Below are 18,644 nucleotides of genomic sequence, written 5' to 3'. Positions count from 1 at the left end.
CTTTCTAGCTGGGCATTTTTTATTGCAAGTTAACCTTGTTTTTCAAGATATAGTAGGTTCCGAGATAGTAGATAGCTGATAAAAAGAGATTGCGCAGAATTTCTGTACCAGCTATCACGTTAAAGTCATTGTCAACTCTGAAGAAGAAAGTGATATAACCAATAACGATGGAAATGACGATATAGGCCAGAATTCCCATAGCTGTTCGATACTCATTAAAGAGTTGCCCGATTGAGATTGCGAGGTAAATGGACAAGATCCAGGAGATCGAGCTGACAAGTAGTGAGACCGCATAAAGTCCACCGTGGCTGAGGTAAGGAGAAATGAAGTTATAGAGGGAAGTGAAGTCTTTTTCTATTGGTGTTAAGAAAATGATAATCAATATACTTAAGATAAAGACGATATAGCTTAAGATGGACCAGACAAGGGCACTGAAGAGTTTTGCAGTAATAATTTGGTGTTCAGAGACAGGCAAAGTCAAGGTCAAGTATCCTTGGCGGTCATAGACACTACCCTTAAATCTTCGGATGATTAAAAAGATTGTTGCAATCCAAAGAGTGACGCTGAGTCCCCCGAAGACTAAAATCAAAAAGAAAATGAGATAGCCTGTATTATCAGGGTTGTAACTAGGACTAAGACTGCTAATAAAAATTCCAATCAAAACTGAAATTGCAAGCACAGCACCGTAGAGTGCCAGATACCATTTATTGATATTTTTAAATTCATAGCGAACTAAATTCCAAAACATAATAATCTCCTTTAACTAAGCCTTGAACACTTGACGGAAGAGCTGGTCAATGGATTCACCTGACTCGTAACGAATATCATCAACATTGCCTTGGCGGACGACTTTTCCGTCTTTGAGGAAGATAATCTCATCCAAGATTGGTTCAATATCTGAAATTAAGTGGGTTGAAATCAGTACCGTTGAGGTTGGTGAGTAGTTGTTGATGATGGTATTGAGGATATAATCACGGGCAGCTGGATCCACTCCACCGATCGGTTCATCGAGGACATAAAGACGAGCTTCGCGGCTCATAACCAGGATGAGTTGAACTTTTTCCTTGTTCCCTTTTGATAGTTTCTTGAGGCGGTTGTTCTCATCAATGCCAAGATCAGCTAACAGGTGTTGGGCTCTTTCGAGATTGAAATCTTGATAGAAGGTTTTAAAATAGGTTAGAGCATCCTTAACCTTCATCTCTTCATTGAGATAAGTTGTGTCAGGCAGATAAGAGACAATCGCCTTGGTGGCTGGACTTGGATCCTGTCCGTTAATGAGAACACGTCCTTTATCAGGCTGAAGGAGGCCATTGATCAGTTTGATTAAGGTCGTTTTTCCAGATCCATTTGGGCCGAGGAGACCAACAATTTTGCCAGCCGAAATCTCAAGTGAGATATTTTCAAGAGCAATAGTGCCTCCATAAGATTTTGATACATTCTCAAGTGCTAATAATGTCATAGTCTTAAACTCCTTTGATATAATCACTTAATACATTTGGCAGTTCTTCTTTTTTGTAGCCAAATTGAAGCATACAAGAGACGAAGTGTTGCAGTTGCTCCTCGGAAAGTTGTTTGCGGGACTGAACAATGAGGTCCAAATCCTCGGTGACAAAACGACCAGTTGTTCGCTTGCTGTATACAAATCCTTCACGTTCAAGGTCAGATAAGGCGCGCTGGATGGTATTGGGATTGACCCCAGCCTGGCTCGCCAGTTCTCTCACGGTTGGGAGCTGTTGGTTGGGTTCCAGTTCATGGGAAACAATCTGTAATTTGATTTTTTCCATAATCTGTAAATAAATCGGTTTTGTATTATCAAATGACCAGGACATCATAGTCTCCTTTCTTTGCCTTTATTGTTCTAATTAAATAATACAATAAAACAAAAAACTTGTCAAGTAAAAATAAGAATTGTTTTGGGAATTGCTCAAAAAATGGTATAATGAAAAGAAAACGACAAGGAGGGAAATGCATGCGTTGTCCAAAATGTGGGGCTACCAAGTCTAGTGTTGTTGATAGTCGACAAGCCGAAGAAGGAAATACCATCCGTCGAAGACGTGAGTGCGATGAGTGTCAGCATCGTTTTACAACCTATGAACGAGTAGAAGAAAGAACGCTGGTTGTCGTCAAAAAAGACGGTACGCGAGAGCAGTTTTCGAGAGATAAAATCTTTAATGGGATTATCCGCTCAGCCCAGAAACGCCCTGTTTCGAGTGATGAAATCGGCATGGTGGTCAATCGCATCGAGCAAAAACTCCGTAGTCGCAGTGAGAATGAGATCCAAAGTGAGTATATTGGGTCTTTAGTCATGGAAGAATTGGCAGAGCTTGATGAGATTACCTATGTTCGTTTTGCCAGTGTTTATCGTAGCTTTAAGGATGTGAGTGAGTTGGAGAGCCTGCTCCAGCAGATCACCCAGTCCTCTAAGAAGAAAAAGGAAAAATAGATGAAGCCAAATGACCGTTTTTCTTTTCTAAAGAATAATCGGGTGTCGCAAGATACCTCTTCTCTGGTGCAGTGCTACCTCCCGATTATCGGTCAGGAGGCACTGAGCCTCTATCTATATGCCATTACCTTTTGGGATGGTGGACAAAAGGAATATCTCTTTTCCCACATCCTCAACCACTTAAACTTTGGCATGCCGACCTTGCTCCAATCCTTCAAAGTCTTATCTGCTTTGGATTTGTTGACCCTTTATCAGAAGGGAGAAACCTATGAATTGCAGCTTCATTCTCCCCTCTCCAGTCAGGAATTTCTAAGTCATTCTGTCTATAGCAGATTATTAGAGAAAAAGATAGGGGATACAGCTGTTTCTGTTATGAAACAGGCACCAAGTGAGGGAGAAGCCCTCTCTGTTTCTTTGAGTCAAGTCTTTCCAACCCTGACTGAAGAAGTGACACCAAGCGAGTCTAAAAGCAAGTTAAAAAATGATTTTGACTTGGAACATTTCCAGCGTCTGATGGCTCGAGATGGCTTGCGTTTTGAAGACGAGCAGGTGGATGTTTTAGAATTGTTCGCCATCGCAGATGAAAAAAAATGGACCTGGTTTGAAACCTATCAATTAGCTAAGGCGACAGCGGTGGCTCAGGTTATTTCAGTCAAACGCATGCGTGAAAAGATTGCGCAAAAGCCAGCATCTTCTGACTTTAGCCCCAAAGAAATGACCATTATCAGGGAAGCCAAAAATAAAACTCCCCTAGAATTTTTAGCCGAAATCAAGCAAACGCGCAAGGGGAACATCACCCAAAGTGAAAGAGAACTCCTTCACCAGATGGCGTCTTTAGGCTTGTTGGACGAAGTCATCAATATCGTCTTACTTTTAACCTTTAACAAGGTTGATTCGGCCAATGTCAATGAAAAATATGCTATGAAAGTCGCAAACGACTATGCCTATCGCAAGATTCGGACAGCAGAGGAAGCCGTGCTTCGGATTCGAGAGCGTCAGCAAAAAGGTCAGGAAGAACAGAAATCGAAAACTAGCTCGACTAAGACAAATGTTCCTAAGTGGAGTAATCCAGAATACAAGAATCAAACCAGTGAGGAAACTCGTCTGGAACTAGAACGCAAAAAACAAGAAATGTTAGCCCGATTAGAAGAAGGAGGAGACTAGATGGAAAGTGTTGGCGACGTTATCAAGCGTCAGACAAGTCGTTTTCAGTATCAGGACCTAGTCCAGCAGATCATGAAGGACCCAGATGTAGCGGCTTTTATCCAGAAAGAATCCCTCAGTCCAGAGGAATTAAATCGTAGTATCTCCAAGTTTAACCAATATATCACAGAGCGGGATAAGTTTCTTCGTGGGGATGCTGACTATATAGCGCGTGGTTACAAGCCTATCTTGGTCATGAATCACGGCTATGCAGATGTATCTTATGAAGAAACTCCAGAACTAATCGCGGCTGAAAAAGAGGCGGCTATCAAGAATCGTCTCAAGTTGATCAACCTACCAGCAAGTCTCAAGAAAGCGAAATTGGCTCAGATTGACCTAGATGATCTAGGTCGTTTGCCGATTTTTGAGAGACTCTATGCCTTTGTTGACCTTTACCCAAGTATCCGAAAAGGTCTCTATCTTTACGGAGATTTTGGTGTCGGTAAGAGTTTTATGATGGCAGCTTTGGCTCACGACCTATCTGAAAAACGTGGGGCATCAACGACGATTCTCCACTATCCAAGTTTTGTCATTGATGTGAAAAATGCTATCGGTGAAGGATCTGTCAAGACCTTGGTGGATGACATCAAGTTAGCAGAAGTCTTGGTCTTGGATGATATTGGTGCAGAGCAGTCGACCCCTTGGGTGCGTGATGAGATTCTCCAAGTTATTCTCCAGTATCGTATGCAGGAAGATTTGCCGACCTTCTTTACTTCCAACTTTAATTTCCAAGATTTGGAAAAACATTTTGCCAAAGGAAAGAATGGAAATGATGAGACTTGGGAAGCTAGACGGGTCATGGAACGAATCCGTTATTTGGCTGAGGAGACAAGACTAGAAGGAGAAAATCGCCGATGACAGAAACCATTAAACTGATGAAAGCTCATACTTCAGTTCGTCGCTTTAAGGAGCAAGAAATTCCTAAGGCAGACTTGGAAGAGATTTTGACTGCTGGACAAATGGCGTCATCTTGGAAAAATTTCCAATCCTACTCTGTGATTCTTGTACGTAGTCAAGAGAAGAAAGATGCCTTATATGAATTGGTTCCTCAGGAAGCCATTCGCCAGTCAGCTGCTTTCCTGCTTTTTGTTGGTGATTTGAACCGAGCTGAAAAGGGAGCAAACCTTCATACGGACACTTTCCAACCCCAAGGAGTGGAAGGTCTCCTCATCACGTCTGTCGACGCTGCGCTTGCTGGACAAAATACCTTGCTTGCGGCTGAGAGTCTGGGATATGGTGGTGTGATTATCGGTTTGGTTCGTTACAAGTCGGAAGAAGTGGCAGCGCTTTTTAACTTGCCTGACTATACCTACCCTGTTTTTGGGATTGCCCTTGGCGTACCAGATCAACAACATGATGTCAAACCAAGACTGCCTTTGAAGCAAGTGGTATTTGAAGAAGAATACCAAGAACAGCCAGTTGAAGCGATTTTGGACTATGACCAAGTACAGGCAGACTATGCTGGTGCACGTGCGACGACCTCTTGGAGTCAGCGTTTGGCAGAGCAGTTTGGCCAAGCCGAACCTAGTTCAACTCGGAAGAATCTAGAACAGAAAAAGTTATTTTAGAAAGTGAGAAAACATGGCCTTACCAACTGTTGCCATTGTAGGGCGTCCCAATGTTGGGAAATCGACCCTCTTTAACCGAATCGCTGGTGAGCGAATCTCAATCGTAGAAGATGTCGAGGGTGTGACACGTGACCGTATCTATGCAACGGGTGAGTGGCTCAACCGTTCTTTCAGTATGATTGATACTGGAGGGATTGACGACGTCGATGCTCCCTTCATGGAGCAAATCAAACACCAGGCAGAAATTGCCATGGAAGAAGCAGATGTCATCGTCTTTGTGGTGTCTGGTAAAGAAGGGATTACAGATGCGGATGAGTACGTAGCTCGCAAACTCTATAAAACCCTTAAGCCTGTTATCCTAGCAGTTAACAAGGTTGACAATCCTGAGATGCGAAATGATATCTTTGATTTCTATGCACTAGGCTTAGGTGAACCGTTGCCAATTTCATCTGTCCACGGTATTGGTACGGGTGATGTACTGGATGCCATCGTGGAAAATCTACCACATGAAGTCGAAGAAGAAAATCCAGACGTCATTAAATTCAGCTTAATTGGTCGTCCAAACGTTGGAAAATCAAGTTTGATCAACGCCATTTTGGGAGAAGACCGTGTGATTGCTAGTCCAGTAGCTGGAACAACGCGCGATGCCATTGACACTCATTTTACAGATGCTGATGGACAAGAGTTTACCATGATTGATACAGCTGGTATGCGTAAGTCTGGTAAAGTCTATGAAAATACAGAAAAATATTCTGTCATGCGTGCCATGCGTGCCATTGACCGTTCTGACGTGGTTTTGATGGTCCTCAATGCAGAAGAAGGTATCCGTGAGTATGACAAACGTATCGCAGGATTTGCCCACGAAGCTGGTAAAGGAATGATCATCGTGGTCAACAAGTGGGATACTCTTGAGAAAGACAATCATACCATGAAGAACTGGGAAGAAGACATCCGTGAGCAGTTCCAATACCTGCCTTACGCACCGATTGTCTTTGTTTCAGCTTTGACCAAGCAACGTCTTCACAAACTGCCTGAGATGATCAAGCAAATTAGCGAAAGTCAAAACACGCGTATTCCGTCTGCGGTGCTCAACGATGTCATCATGGATGCCATCGCTATCAATCCAACACCGACAGATAAAGGGAAACGACTCAAGATTTTCTACGCAACCCAAGTGGCAACCAAGCCACCAACCTTTGTCATCTTTGTCAACGAAGAAGAACTCATGCACTTCTCTTACCTGCGTTTCTTGGAAAATCAAATCCGCAAGGCCTTTGTCTTTGAAGGAACACCGATTCATTTGATTGCAAGAAAACGCAAGTAAACCTTGCTTATTTTTCAATAAGAATAACTGAAAAGAAGACTGGTATGTCTTCTTTTTTCTATAAAATAGGTGAAAAAATCCTGTTAAAACGAAGGAAAAATCTGTCATCAAAATTCAATCATTTTCCTAGCTTTTGTAATCTATTTGTAATGAAAATGCACTTTTTTTGTAAAAATCAAAATGCTATAATTCCTTAAATCAATTTTCCTTTATCAGGGAGGTTATTATGAAAAGAAGCAGATTATTTAAACATAGTTTGTTGGTTCGCTTGCTTGGGTTGCTGATGGTTTTTCTCTTCTTGTCAGCATTCACAGCACCTGAAAAACCTGAGTACGGGATCTATGACCCGGATCATTATTTAACGGATGAGACTATAAGTCAGATTTGGGAATTGAATAATGTCAATAGTAAAAAATCAGAAAAATTCCAGATGGGTGTTTACGTTGTGAAAAACCTAGATGGAGAAACAATCGAAACAGTCGCCAATGAAACAGCTAGAGCTTGGAAGATTGGCTACTCGGGAGACAAAAACGGCGCCTTGATTGTGGTTGCTGTTGAGGATAGAAAATCACGGATTGAAACCAGTAATAATGTGGCCAGTAAGATCACTGACTATCAGACTCACAGGTTCTTGACAACAGCACGCCCTTACTTTAAAAATGGTGACTATAACAAGGGAGTTCTCTCGATAGTAAACAATCTCAACTACATGTTCTATAGTGGATCGAGTACGACTGCTTCAAGTTCTAAAAGTAGTTACGACTATACCACCAACTCCAGTCGCTTAAGGGAACTTGAAAGGTATGCTGGTGAGAGCAGTTCTTCGAGACGTCATCGAAAAAGCAGTTCGAGTGACGGAGTTATCGGATTTGGAATTCTCATTTACTTCATCGTGATGATCATTGGATTTATATCTGGAGGCCGTGGTGGCGGTTCACATGGAGATGATTCTGGCGGTGGCTGGTGGGGCGGTGACTCATCAGATTCAGGATCCTCTTGGTCTGACTCGGGCTCCGATTCATCTGGAGGCTGGGACGGCGGTGGCTTTGATGGCGGCGGTTCGTCTGATAGCTGGTAACTCATCACAGATAGATACGAATAGGATGAGGTTACTCTAAAGTTGGCACAACTGATTCTTTAATCAAGAGTAAGATACTAAACCTTTGGGAAATTGATTTAAAATAGGAAACTAGTCTTAAGAGATCTAGTTTGAGTCTTCTGAGATAGGATTTAATTGAGTTAATTCTCAGAAAAGTTGATAAAAGAAAGTGTTAAGGTTTTGATATGAAACAAAATAAAGTAATTCTCTCAATAGTGGCGATTATCTTTGGACTACTAGTTCTGGGAAGTTGTTCCGCAGTGACGACCTATAACGGTTTGGTAGCTGAGCAAACCAAGGTGGAGCAGGCACAGGCAGATGTCTCGACAGCCCTTCAACGTCGTTCAGATTTGATTGGTAACTTGGTGGAGTCCGTTAAAGGACAAATGAATCATGAAACTGAAGTCTTTACCAAGATTGCGGATGCTAGAGCTAAAATCGGTAGTAGCTCAGTAACTTCGGAAGAAAACCAAAAGGCTCAGGGAGAATTGAGCTCCGCTCTTTCCCGCTTGATTTCCTTGACGGAGAATTATCCAGAACTCAAGAGCAATCAAAATGTTGAGCAACTAATGGTCGAACTTTCAGGAAGTGAAAATCGAATATTTGTAGCACGTAAGGATTATAACAAGGTCGCAGCCGAGTACAATCAAAAACTGAGAAGTTTTCCAACTGTGCTCTTTGCGAATATGATGAACTTTAAAGAAGCTGAAACCTTCAAAGAAACAGAAGAAGCCAAGACAGTTCCTAAGGTCGATTTTGGAACATCTTCATCTAGCCAATAAAGTGAATCAGTCTATGAATAAAGGGATTTCTCTAGCATGACTAGTGATTTCAAACTCAAACCTGGAAAGCCTTTTCCAGGTTTTTTTGGTATAATAAAATAAAATGAAATCTTGGAGAAAGCTATGCTAGAAAGACTTTTTCAACTTTTGGTCTTGTCACCATACTTTTATTTTTTTCATTGGATTGAGAAGGCGGATAAAGATAGTAAATATTTCGTGTTTTTCTATTACTTTTATTGGATTTATCTCCCTTTTTGGGCTTTATTCAGTATCGCTTTTACAATTTTTTCTTTGTTGATTTTCAATTTTATCTTGAAAAATCCCATGGATCTAACAAGATGGGGGATATGGATTCTTTTAGTCTTTTTGTCTCTTGTGAATGACTGGAAAGTCTATGTCTGCCTGAAGAGAATGTTCAAGCTGAGACAGATCAATAACAGAGACTCATCACAGAATAGCTAATTTTTAGAGGAGGTTTAAGATGTCAAAGGTAAGGCAGTTTATGTATAGCTATTACAAAATCTACATTCTTACGTTTTGCATCCTCTGGTTGCTCGTATTTTTTCTTCCTTGGAGTTGGCAAATAGCAGGGGTTTCGGTATATTATTTCGTTATGAAAAAACTCTTCGTGGTCTTTGGTGTTTTATCCATTCTATACTCCATACTTATTAAAAAGATCAGTCTCTTTATCTTTGGAGTCCTATTTTGCATGGCCTTCTGGATCAATCTCTTTTTGTACTTTGGTTTATTGCCAGCATTTTTGGGAAATTAAACATTAAAAATTGGTGGACTAGACGAGCTTCTAGTCCTTTTTACTTTCTTGACAAAATAGTTTGAGAAGTGAAAATGATTTTGTTGATGGGCTATCTGTATGATATAATAAGTCCCGTAAAAAGAAGATTAAGGGATTTAAAAAATGGCGAAAAAAGTAAAGGATTATTATGACTTGGCTTATGCTAGGGATTTGAGTCGACGGTTGCAAGAAGCGTCCCCTGCCTTTGATGGACAAAAATTCAGCTTGTTGCTAGAAAAAGACTTGGAAGAGTTGGAGTTTAGCCAGCGTCAAGAACTCTTGGCTAAAAGCATCAAAGAATCTCTCCCCCTATCTTATCAGGACTCTCTCAAGGTTTTTGAGAAAATTTTAGGTCCTGAGCTAGAGGGTGGTTTAGGCATGTTTTCAGAAGGGTATTGGCTTTGGCCAATCGGCAAATATGTAGAGCTATATGGAGACAAGGAATTTGAATTGAGCGCGGCCTTTAGTAAGGAACTCACCAAGCGGTTTACGGGAGAATTTTCCATGAGGCCCTTACTGGCTCGCTATCCTAAGGCTACAATGGCCTTGCTGTTAGAATGGAGTCAGGATGAAAATTTGCGCGTTCGCAGACTTGCCAGCGAATGTATGCGTATCCGTCTACCTTGGGCTAAGAGACAAACCGTGGTGTTAGATTATCTTGAGGATTTCACCACGATTCTGACCAATCTAAAGGATGATGGAGACAAGTCCATTCAAAAAAGCGTAGCCAATAATTTAAATGATTTATACAAGGAAGCTCCTGATAAGTTTGAAAGGATACTTCAAACTTGGCAGAAGGAGGATGTAAGCTCAGGTTGTGCCTGGATCATCAAGCATGCCTCACGAACAAAAAACAAAAAAATAGCAACAGAAGATTTATGCAAAAAAAGCTGAATTTTGACTGGTCTTTTCCGTTGTAAATTAAGGATTCTTTCTTGAAAAATAATGGTAAATATGCTAAAATTAAAAGAACATTCTAAAATATTCAGAATAAAAAGTAAGGAAAATCATGGCTAATATTTTAAAAACGATTATTGAAAATGATAAAGGAGAACTTCGTCGTCTGGAAAAGATGGCTGATAAGGTTCTTAACTATGAGAGCCAAATGGCTGCAATGTCAGACGAAGAACTAAAAGCGAAAACTGACGAATTTAAAGAACGATACAACAAGGGTGAATCACTTGATTCATTGCTATATGAGGCTTTTGCGGTAGTTCGTGAAGCTGCAAAACGTGTCCTTGGACTTTTCCCTTATAAGGTTCAGGTCATGGGTGGGATTGTTCTTCACCATGGTGACGTTCCAGAGATGCGTACCGGTGAAGGGAAGACCTTGACAGCGACCATGCCAGTGTACCTCAATGCCCTTGCAGGTAAAGGGGTTCACGTAGTTACAGTCAACGAATACCTAACAGAACGTGACGCGACTGAAATGGGTGAATTGTACTCATGGCTCGGTCTGTCAGTAGGGATTAACTTGGCAGCTAAATCTCCAATGGAGAAAAAAGAGGCTTACCTTTGTGATATTACCTACTCAACCAACTCAGAGATTGGTTTCGACTACCTTCGTGACAACATGGTCGTTCGTGCAGAAAACATGGTGCAACGTCCACTCAATTATGCCTTGGTCGATGAGGTTGACTCAATTTTGATCGACGAAGCTCGTACACCATTGATTGTTTCAGGTGCCAACGCAGTTGAAACAAGCCAACTCTACCATATGGCGGATCACTTCGTGAAATCCTTGGACAAGGACGACTATATTATTGACGTTCAGTCTAAGACAATCGGTTTGTCAGACTCTGGTATTGACAAGGCTGAAAGCTACTTCAAACTAGAAAATCTCTATGACATTGAAAATGTAGCTCTTACTCACTTTATCGACAATGCCCTCCGTGCCAACTATATCATGATTCTCGATATCGACTATGTGGTTAGTGAAGAGCAGGAAATCTTGATTGTCGACCAATTTACGGGTCGTACCATGGAAGGTCGTCGTTACTCTGATGGCTTGCACCAAGCGATTGAAGCAAAAGAAGGTGTGCCAATCCAAGACGAGACCAAGACTTCAGCTTCTATTACCTACCAAAACCTCTTCCGTATGTATAAGAAATTGGCAGGGATGACAGGTACTGGTAAAACAGAAGAAGAAGAATTCCGTGAAATCTATAACATTCGTGTTATCCCAATCCCTACTAACCGTCCAATCCAACGTATTGACCATTCAGACCTTCTCTATGCAAGTATCGATGCCAAATTCAAGGCTGTTATTGAGGATGTGAAGGCGCGTTACCAAAAAGGTCAACCAGTCTTGGTTGGTACTGTTGCCGTTGAAACCAGTGATTATATTTCTAAGAAATTGGTAGCAGCAGGCGTTCCTCACGAAGTCTTGAATGCGAAAAACCACTATAGAGAAGCTCAAATTATCATGAACGCTGGTCAACGTGGTGCGGTTACTATTGCAACCAACATGGCCGGTCGTGGTACCGATATCAAGCTTGGTGAAGGGGTTCGTGAACTTGGTGGGCTTTGCGTCATCGGTACTGAGCGTCACGAAAGTCGCCGTATTGATAACCAGCTTCGTGGACGTTCAGGACGTCAAGGAGATCCAGGTGAGTCACAATTCTACTTGTCTCTTGAAGATGATTTGATGAAACGTTTCGGTTCAGAACGTTTGAAAGGTGTCTTTGAACGCCTCAATATGTCTGACGAAGCCATCGAATCTCGCATGTTAACGCGTCAGGTTGAAGCAGCTCAAAAACGTGTCGAAGGAAATAACTACGACACTCGTAAACAAGTCCTTCAATACGATGACGTTATGCGAGAACAACGTGAGATCATCTATGCACAACGTTATGATGTCATTACTGCAGATCGTGACTTGGCACCTGAAATCCATGCTATGATCCGTCGTACCATTGGCCGTATCGTGGATGCACATGCTCGTTCGAAAGAAGATGAAAAATTGGAAGCAATCTTGAACTTTGCTAAGTATAACTTGCTTCCAGAAGATTCAATTAGCCGTTCAGATCTTGCAGGTCTGTCAGACCAAGCTATCAAAGATGAACTTTTCCAACGCGCCTTGAAAGTCTATGACAGCCAGGTTGCTAAGCTTCGTGACGAAGATGCAGTGAAAGAATTCCAAAAAGTTTTGATTCTACGTGTTGTAGACAACAAGTGGACAGACCATATCGATGCTCTTGATCAGTTGCGAAATGCTGTTGGTCTTCGTGGATATGCCCAAAACAACCCTGTTGTAGAATATCAAGCAGAAGGTTTCCGCATGTTTAACGACATGATTGGATCAATCGAATTCGATGTGACCCGCTTGATGATGAAAGCACAAATCCATGAACAAGAACGTCCGCAAGTTGAACACAATATCAGTACAACTGCGACTCGTAATATCGCAGCTCAGCAGGCAAATCTTCCAGAAGATTTGGACTTGAGCCAAATCGGACGAAACGACCAATGTCCATGTGGATCTGGTAAGAAATTCAAGAACTGTCATGGTAAGAGACAATAATATGAGATAAGATACAGGCGGATACCTGGTGAAAATCATTTTTTACTTGGTGTCCGTTTGCTTTATAAGGAGATGAATCATGGTATTTACAGCTAAAAGCCCCAAAATTAATATTGAAGAAGTTCGTGCCTTGTCAAAACTAGATGATTTGGCTTATGAGAAAAAATACCAACGTGATCAAGAACTAGAAGCCATCATCCGTGGAGAAGACCAGCGTATTCTTTTGGTGATTGGACCATGTTCATCTGATAATGAGGAGGCAGTCCTCGAGTATGCCAAGCGTCTATCTGCTTTGCAAGAAGAAGTCAAAGATCGTATCTTTATGGTCATGCGGGTCTATACAGCCAAACCTCGTACCAATGGAGATGGCTATAAGGGCTTGATTCACCAGCCAAACGCGACAGAAGCCCCTAGTTTGATCAATGGAATCAAGGCTGTTCGCCAACTGCACTATCGTGTAATTACCGAGACGGGAATGACAACTGCTGATGAGATGCTCTACCCAGAAAACCTTCCTTTGGTGGATGATTTGATTTCTTATATGGCTGTTGGGGCTCGTTCAGTTGAGGACCAGCAACACCGTTTTGTAGCGAGTGGAGCAGGGTTTTCGACAGGTTTTAAAAATCCAACATCTGGAAATCTCAATGTTATGTTTAACGGGATTTATGCAGCGCAAAATAAACAGAGTTTCCTTTTCCTCGGTAAAGAGGTGGAAACAACAGGGAATCCATTGTCCCATGCCATTCTTCGTGGAGCCTTGAATGAATACGGGAAAAATATTCCCAACTACTACTATGACAATTTAGTGGATACCATTGATCAGTATGAAAAGATGGGCTTGGAAAATCCCTTTATCATCATTGATACAAATCATGACAATTCAGGCAAGCAGTACATGGATCAAATCCGTATCGTTCGCCAGACCTTGATCAACCGTGACTGGAATGAGAAAATCAAGAAATACGTTCGTGGTTTTATGATTGAGTCCTATCTAGAAGATGGACGTCAAAATGAGCCAGAAGTTTTTGGCAAGTCTATCACGGACCCTTGTCTAGGCTGGGACAATACGGAAGCACTTGTTCGCGAAATCTACCAAACGCTAGGAGAATAAGATGGCATTTATCGAAAAAGGTCAAGAAATAGATATTGAAGCAATCAAGGCTGCAACTCAGCTGTCACCTGAAGTCTTGCGTTATAAGGAAGCGCGAGATCGAGAGTTGGCAGCTATCATCTCGGGTGAGGACGACCGAATTCTTTTGGTGATGGGACCTTGCTCTTCTGACAACGAAGAGGCTGTTTTGGAATATGCCCGCCGTTTAGCTGACTTGCAGAAAAAAGTTGCGGATAAAATCTTTATCGTCATGCGAGTCTATACAGCTAAACCTCGCACCAATGGAGATGGCTATAAGGGCTTGATTCACCAGCCAAATGCTAGCGAGGCTCCTAGTCTCATCAATGGTTTGCAAGCTGTTCGTCAGCTGCACTACCGTGTGATTACCGAAACGGGCTTGACGACTGCTGATGAGATGCTCTATCCGTCAAATCTCATTTTGGTCGATGACCTGGTCAGCTATCATGCGGTTGGAGCTCGCTCAGTGGAAGACCAGGAACATCGCTTTGTAGCCTCTGGGATTGATGCTCCAGTTGGGATGAAAAATCCGACATCAGGCAACCTTGGGGTCATGTTTAATGCTATCTATGCAGCTCAAAACAAGCAAACCTTCCTTTACCATGGCCAAGAAGTGGAGACTTCAGGAAATCCCTTGGCCCACGTGATCCTTCGTGGTGCCATGAATGAATACGGAAAAAATGAACCCAACTTCTACTATGAGACCCTCTTAAACGCTATCAACCGTTATGAGACCATGGGACTTGAAAATCCCTTTATCATTATCGATACCAATCATGACAATTCGGGCAAGCAGTATATGGAACAAATCCGCATTGTTCGTCAAGCCTTGCTGAATCGTGATTGGAATGAAAAGATTAAAAAGACGGTTCGAGGCTTTATGATCGAATCTTACCTAGCAGATGGTCGCCAAAACCAACCAGAGGTCTTTGGTTGCTCTATTACTGACCCTTGTCTAGGTTGGGAAAATACAGTGGCCTTGGTAGACGAAATTTATACTACCTTAACAAAATAAGTGAAAAGGATGGAGTTGGGGGAATCTCAACTCCTTTTGATGAAAATGATAGTTGGACATGGAATTGACATCGAAGAGTTGGCTTCGATAGAACGCGCAGTTACACGGCATACAGGATTTGCCAAGCGGGTGCTGACCACTAAGGAAATGGAGCGATTTACCAGTCTCAATGGTCGCAGACAAATCGAATATTTGGCAGGTCGTTGGTCGGCTAAGGAAGCCTTTTCCAAGGCTCTGGGAACGGGTATTGGCAAACTGGCCTTTCAGGATTTGGAAGTCTTGAACAATGAAAAAGGGGCTCCCTATTTTAGTCAGGCACCATTTTCAGGAAAGATTTGGCTATCGATCAGCCACACAGATCAGTTTGTGACAGCCAGTGTCATTTTGGAGGAAAATCATGAAAGCTAGTCCACATAGACCGACCAAGGCTCTGATTCATCTGGGAGCTATTCGAAAAAATATCCAACAGATGGGGAATCATATCCCTAAAGGGACGCTCAAGTGGGCAGTGGTCAAGGCCAATGCCTATGGACATGGTGCTGTAGCTGTTGCGACAGCTATCCAAGACGATGTCGACGGCTTTTGCGTTTCCAATATTGATGAAGCTATTGAACTTCGTCAGGCTGGAGTTAGCAAGAAAATCCTTATCTTAGGAGTTTCTGAAATAGAAGCTATTGACCTAGCTAAAGATTACGACATCACTTTGACGGTGGCTGGACTGGAGTGGATTCGAGTATTGCTTGCCACTGGGGCTGATTTATCTGGCTTATCGGTTCACCTCAAGATTGACTCAGGAATGGGACGAATTGGTTTTCGAGAAGCTAGTGAAGCTGAAGAGGCTCAAGACTTGCTCAAGCAAGAGGGTGCTCGTGTTGAGGGAATCTTTACCCACTTTGCAACTGCAGATGAAGCTTCAGACACCTACTTTAATGCCCAGTTGGAACGATTTAAGACTATTCTGTCAAGCATGAAGGAAGTGCCAGAGCTGATCCATGCCAGTAATTCTGCCACGACCCTCTGGCATGCAGAGACTATTTTCAATGCAGTCCGTATGGGAGATGCCATGTATGGCCTGAATCCTAGTGGAGAGGTCTTGGACTTGCCCTATGATTTGACACCAGCCTTGAGTTTGGAGTCTGCCCTTGTTCATGTCAAAACAGTGCCAGCTGGAGCTTGCATGGGCTATGGAGCAACTTATCAGACGGATAGCGAACAAATCATCGCCACTGTGCCAATCGGCTATGCGGATGGTTGGACACGAGACATGCAGAATTTCTCCGTCTTGGTGGATGGGCAAGCTTGCCCAATTGTTGGGCGGGTTTCGATGGACCAAATCACTATTCGCTTGCCTAAGGTTTACCCGCTAGGGACCAAGGTAACCTTGATTGGCTCCGACGGAGATAAGGAAATCACAGCAACTCAGGTAGCGACCTACCGTGGAACCATTAACTATGAGGTGGTTTGTCTCCTCAGCGACCGCATTCCGAGAGAGTATGATTAAAACAAAGAAAGGAGGGGGAGCATGAATCTACATCAACCCTTGCATGTCTTGCCTGGTGTGGGACCGAAGTCAGCAGAGAAATATGCCAAACTAGGAATTGAAAATTTGCAAGACCTCTTGCTCTACTTTCCTTTCCGTTATGAAGATTTCAAGACCAAGCAAGTATTGGAACTAGAAGATGGCGAAAAGGCTGTCCTGTCTGGTCAGGTAGTGACTCCTGCCAGTGTCCAGTATTATGGTTTTAAGCGTAATCGTCTACGCTTTAGTCTCAAACAGGGAGAAGTCGTTTTTGCGGTGAACTTCTTTAACCAGCCTTATCTAGCAGATAAGATAGAATTGGGAGCAACGCTTGCCGTTTTTGGCAAATGGGATCGTGCTAAGGCCAGTCTGACTGGGATGAAGGTTCTTGCTCAGGTGGAAGATGACCTCCAACCTGTCTATCGTCTGGCTCAAGGAATCAGTCAGGCAGGGCTGGTCAAGGTCATCAAGACAGCCTTTGATCAGGGACTGGACCTCTTGATAGAGGAAAATCTTCCCCAGTCTTTGCTGGACAAATACAAACTCATGTCCCGTTGCCAGGCAGTTCGTGCTATGCATTTTCCTAAGGATTTGGCAGAATACAAGCAGGCCCTTCGTCGTATCAAGTTTGAGGAACTTTTTTACTTCCAAATGCAGTTGCAGACGCTCAAGTCTGAAAATAGAGTTCAGGGAAGCGGTCTGGTTCTGAATTGGTCCCAGGAAAAAGTGACAGTCGTTAAAGAAAATCTGCCTTTTGCCCTGACCCAAGCTCAAGAAAAGAGTTTGCAGGAAATTTTAACTGATATGAAGTCCGACCATCACATGAATCGTCTCCTGCAAGGAGATGTGGGTAGCGGAAAAACGGTGGTCGCTGGCTTAGCCATGTTTGCGGCGGTGACGGCTGGCTACCAGGCAGCTCTCATGGTGCCAACAGAAATCCTTGCTGAGCAACACTTTGAGAGTTTGCAGAACCTTTTTCCAGACTTGAAACTAGCTCTCTTAACAGGTTCTTTAAAAGCTTCAGAAAAGAGAGAAGTTTTAGAGACCATTGCCAAGGGTGAGGCTGATTTGATTATCGGAACCCATGCTCTGATTCAAGATGGGGTTGATTATGCTCGTCTTGGTTTGATTATCATCGATGAGCAGCACCGTTTTGGTGTGGGCCAAAGGCGTATTTTACGGGAAAAAGGGGACAATCCTGACGTTCTCATGATGACAGCGACGCCCATTCCGCGAACACTGGCTATCACAGTCTTTGGAGATATGGATGTTTCCATTATTGACCAGATGCCAGCAGGGCGGAAGCCTATTGTGACTCGCTGGATTAAGCATGAGCAGCTGCCTCGGGTCTTGACTTGGTTAGAGGGAGAAATTCAAAAAGGTTCGCAAGCCTATGTCATCTCTCCCTTGATTGAAGAATCTGAAGCTCTGGATCTGAAAAATGCCATTGCCTTATCAGAGGAGTTGACGGCTCATTTTGCCGGCAAGGCTGAAGTAGCTCTTCTACATGGTAAGATGAAGAGTGACGAAAAAGACCAGATTATGCAGGATTTCAAAGAGAGAAAAACAGATATTCTGGTTTCGACAACGGTTATCGAGGTTGGGGTCAATGTTCCCAATGCGACTGTCATGATTATCATGGATGCCGATCGCTTCGGTCTCAGCCAACTTCACCAACTCAGAGGTCGTGTGGGTCGGGGGGATAAGCAGTCCTATGCGGTTCTCGTTGCTAATCCCAAGACTGACTCTGGGAAGGACCGCATGCGTATCATGACAGAAACTACAAATGGATTTGTCCTCGCTGAGGAAGATTTGAAAATGCGAGGTTCTGGTGAGATTTTTGGAACCAGACAATCAGGACTACCAGAGTTTCAAGTGGCTGATGTTATCGAAGATTTTCCGATTTTAGAAGAAGCCAGGAAGGTTGCCAGCTACATTAGTTCGATAGAAGGTTGGAAAGAGGATCCAGAATGGCGCATGATTGTTCTTCATCTAGAAAAGAGAGAACATCTAGATTAAGCCTTTCCTAAGAAATCTATAAGCTAGCTTTTAGGTTTGGGTCTTATACTAGAGTCATCAAAAAGAAACGAGGATTCTTATATGACGATTAAAGTAACCTACCAAAAGAAATTCCAAACCGTCAAACTAGAGAAAGGAGCTAGAACCTATTGATACACAAAGAGCGGAAACGCTCTTTTTATTTTTATAAAATGGTCGGCTATAAATCAAACTTAGTCGAGTGATAA

The 18,644-nt window shown here is 42.7% G+C and carries 19 protein-coding genes; 16 read left to right on the top strand and 3 right to left on the bottom strand.

The genetic code is table 11. The features are described from left to right. Positions 1-19: 19 nt before the first annotated feature. Genes HMPREF8571_RS09350 through HMPREF8571_RS09340 form a run of 3 tightly spaced genes read right to left on the bottom strand, consistent with a single transcriptional unit; the run spans position 20 to position 1,829 of the window. Complete coding sequence (locus HMPREF8571_RS09350; protein ID WP_000498752.1) at positions 20-748, bottom strand: hypothetical protein; 729 nt, start codon at positions 746-748, stop codon at positions 20-22. Positions 749-763: 15 nt separating this feature from the next. Beyond that, on the bottom strand, positions 764-1,459 hold the full coding sequence (locus HMPREF8571_RS09345) for an ABC transporter ATP-binding protein (RefSeq protein ID WP_000173185.1): 696 nt from the start codon (positions 1,457-1,459) through the stop codon (positions 764-766). Positions 1,460-1,463: 4 nt separating this feature from the next. Then, positions 1,464-1,829 (bottom strand): GntR family transcriptional regulator, encoded by a 366-nt coding sequence (locus tag HMPREF8571_RS09340; protein WP_000119123.1) that lies wholly within the window; start codon positions 1,827-1,829, stop codon positions 1,464-1,466. Between the two features lie 140 nt (positions 1,830-1,969). On the opposite strand from HMPREF8571_RS09340, the gene nrdR reads away from it, so the two are divergent. From nrdR to recG, 16 genes are all read left to right on the top strand, one after another. Further along, complete coding sequence (nrdR, locus tag HMPREF8571_RS09335) at positions 1,970-2,443, top strand: transcriptional regulator NrdR (RefSeq protein ID WP_001203676.1); 474 nt, start codon at positions 1,970-1,972, stop codon at positions 2,441-2,443. Then, positions 2,444-3,607 (top strand): DnaD domain protein, encoded by a 1,164-nt coding sequence (locus tag HMPREF8571_RS09330; protein ID WP_000803925.1) that lies wholly within the window; start codon positions 2,444-2,446, stop codon positions 3,605-3,607. Further along, positions 3,608-4,504, top strand: a complete 897-nt coding sequence (gene dnaI / locus HMPREF8571_RS09325) for a primosomal protein DnaI (RefSeq protein ID WP_000446484.1) — start codon at positions 3,608-3,610, stop codon at positions 4,502-4,504. Continuing rightward, complete coding sequence (locus HMPREF8571_RS09320) at positions 4,501-5,214, top strand: NADPH-dependent oxidoreductase (protein WP_000140826.1); 714 nt, start codon at positions 4,501-4,503, stop codon at positions 5,212-5,214. The genes dnaI and HMPREF8571_RS09320 overlap by 4 nt, the downstream gene beginning before the upstream one ends. 13 nt (positions 5,215-5,227) lie before the next feature. Then, positions 5,228-6,538 (top strand): ribosome biogenesis GTPase Der, encoded by a 1,311-nt coding sequence (gene der, locus HMPREF8571_RS09315; RefSeq protein ID WP_001207712.1) that lies wholly within the window; start codon positions 5,228-5,230, stop codon positions 6,536-6,538. A gap of 226 nt (positions 6,539-6,764) precedes the next feature. Further along, positions 6,765-7,616, top strand: coding sequence for a TPM domain-containing protein (locus HMPREF8571_RS09310; RefSeq protein ID WP_000830955.1), 852 nt, complete (start codon positions 6,765-6,767; stop codon positions 7,614-7,616). A 206-nt stretch (positions 7,617-7,822) separates the two neighbouring features. Next, entirely contained in the window at positions 7,823-8,419 is a 597-nt protein-coding gene (locus HMPREF8571_RS09305) for a LemA family protein (protein WP_000812475.1), read from the top strand. A gap of 123 nt (positions 8,420-8,542) precedes the next feature. Continuing rightward, a complete protein-coding gene (locus HMPREF8571_RS11520) occupies positions 8,543-8,881 on the top strand; it encodes a hypothetical protein (RefSeq protein WP_000893495.1) in 339 nt (112 codons plus the stop codon). Between the two features lie 19 nt (positions 8,882-8,900). Beyond that, positions 8,901-9,191, top strand: coding sequence for a hypothetical protein (locus HMPREF8571_RS11535; protein WP_000049298.1), 291 nt, complete (start codon positions 8,901-8,903; stop codon positions 9,189-9,191). A 144-nt stretch (positions 9,192-9,335) separates the two neighbouring features. Further along, the gene (locus HMPREF8571_RS09290) at positions 9,336-10,106 is read left to right on the top strand and encodes a DNA alkylation repair protein (protein ID WP_001085880.1); all 771 of its coding nucleotides are present in this window, start codon (positions 9,336-9,338) and stop codon (positions 10,104-10,106) included. Positions 10,107-10,221: 115 nt separating this feature from the next. Beyond that, positions 10,222-12,735, top strand: coding sequence for a preprotein translocase subunit SecA (secA, locus tag HMPREF8571_RS09285; RefSeq protein ID WP_001284112.1), 2,514 nt, complete (start codon positions 10,222-10,224; stop codon positions 12,733-12,735). 79 nt (positions 12,736-12,814) lie between these two features. Next, entirely contained in the window at positions 12,815-13,846 is a 1,032-nt protein-coding gene (locus HMPREF8571_RS09280; RefSeq protein ID WP_000232178.1) for a 3-deoxy-7-phosphoheptulonate synthase, read from the top strand. Between the two features lies 1 nt (position 13,847). After that, on the top strand, positions 13,848-14,879 hold the full coding sequence (locus tag HMPREF8571_RS09275; RefSeq protein ID WP_000864036.1) for a 3-deoxy-7-phosphoheptulonate synthase: 1,032 nt from the start codon (positions 13,848-13,850) through the stop codon (positions 14,877-14,879). Positions 14,880-14,924: 45 nt separating this feature from the next. Further along, entirely contained in the window at positions 14,925-15,287 is a 363-nt protein-coding gene (gene acpS, locus HMPREF8571_RS09270; RefSeq protein ID WP_025168466.1) for a holo-ACP synthase, read from the top strand. Further along, a complete protein-coding gene (gene alr, locus HMPREF8571_RS09265) occupies positions 15,277-16,380 on the top strand; it encodes an alanine racemase (RefSeq protein ID WP_000648057.1) in 1,104 nt (367 codons plus the stop codon). Before acpS ends, alr begins: the two co-directional genes overlap by 11 nt. Positions 16,381-16,401: 21 nt before the next feature. Next, complete coding sequence (recG, locus tag HMPREF8571_RS09260) at positions 16,402-18,417, top strand: ATP-dependent DNA helicase RecG (protein ID WP_001048738.1); 2,016 nt, start codon at positions 16,402-16,404, stop codon at positions 18,415-18,417. Positions 18,418-18,644 lie beyond the last annotated feature (227 nt).

The sequence above is a fragment of the Streptococcus mitis ATCC 6249 genome (genome assembly GCF_000146585.1).
Classification (GTDB): Bacteria; Bacillota; Bacilli; order Lactobacillales; family Streptococcaceae; genus Streptococcus; species Streptococcus mitis_AZ.
The sequence above is the reverse complement of the archived record's forward strand: the minus strand, read 5'-3'. Positions and strand labels throughout refer to the sequence as shown.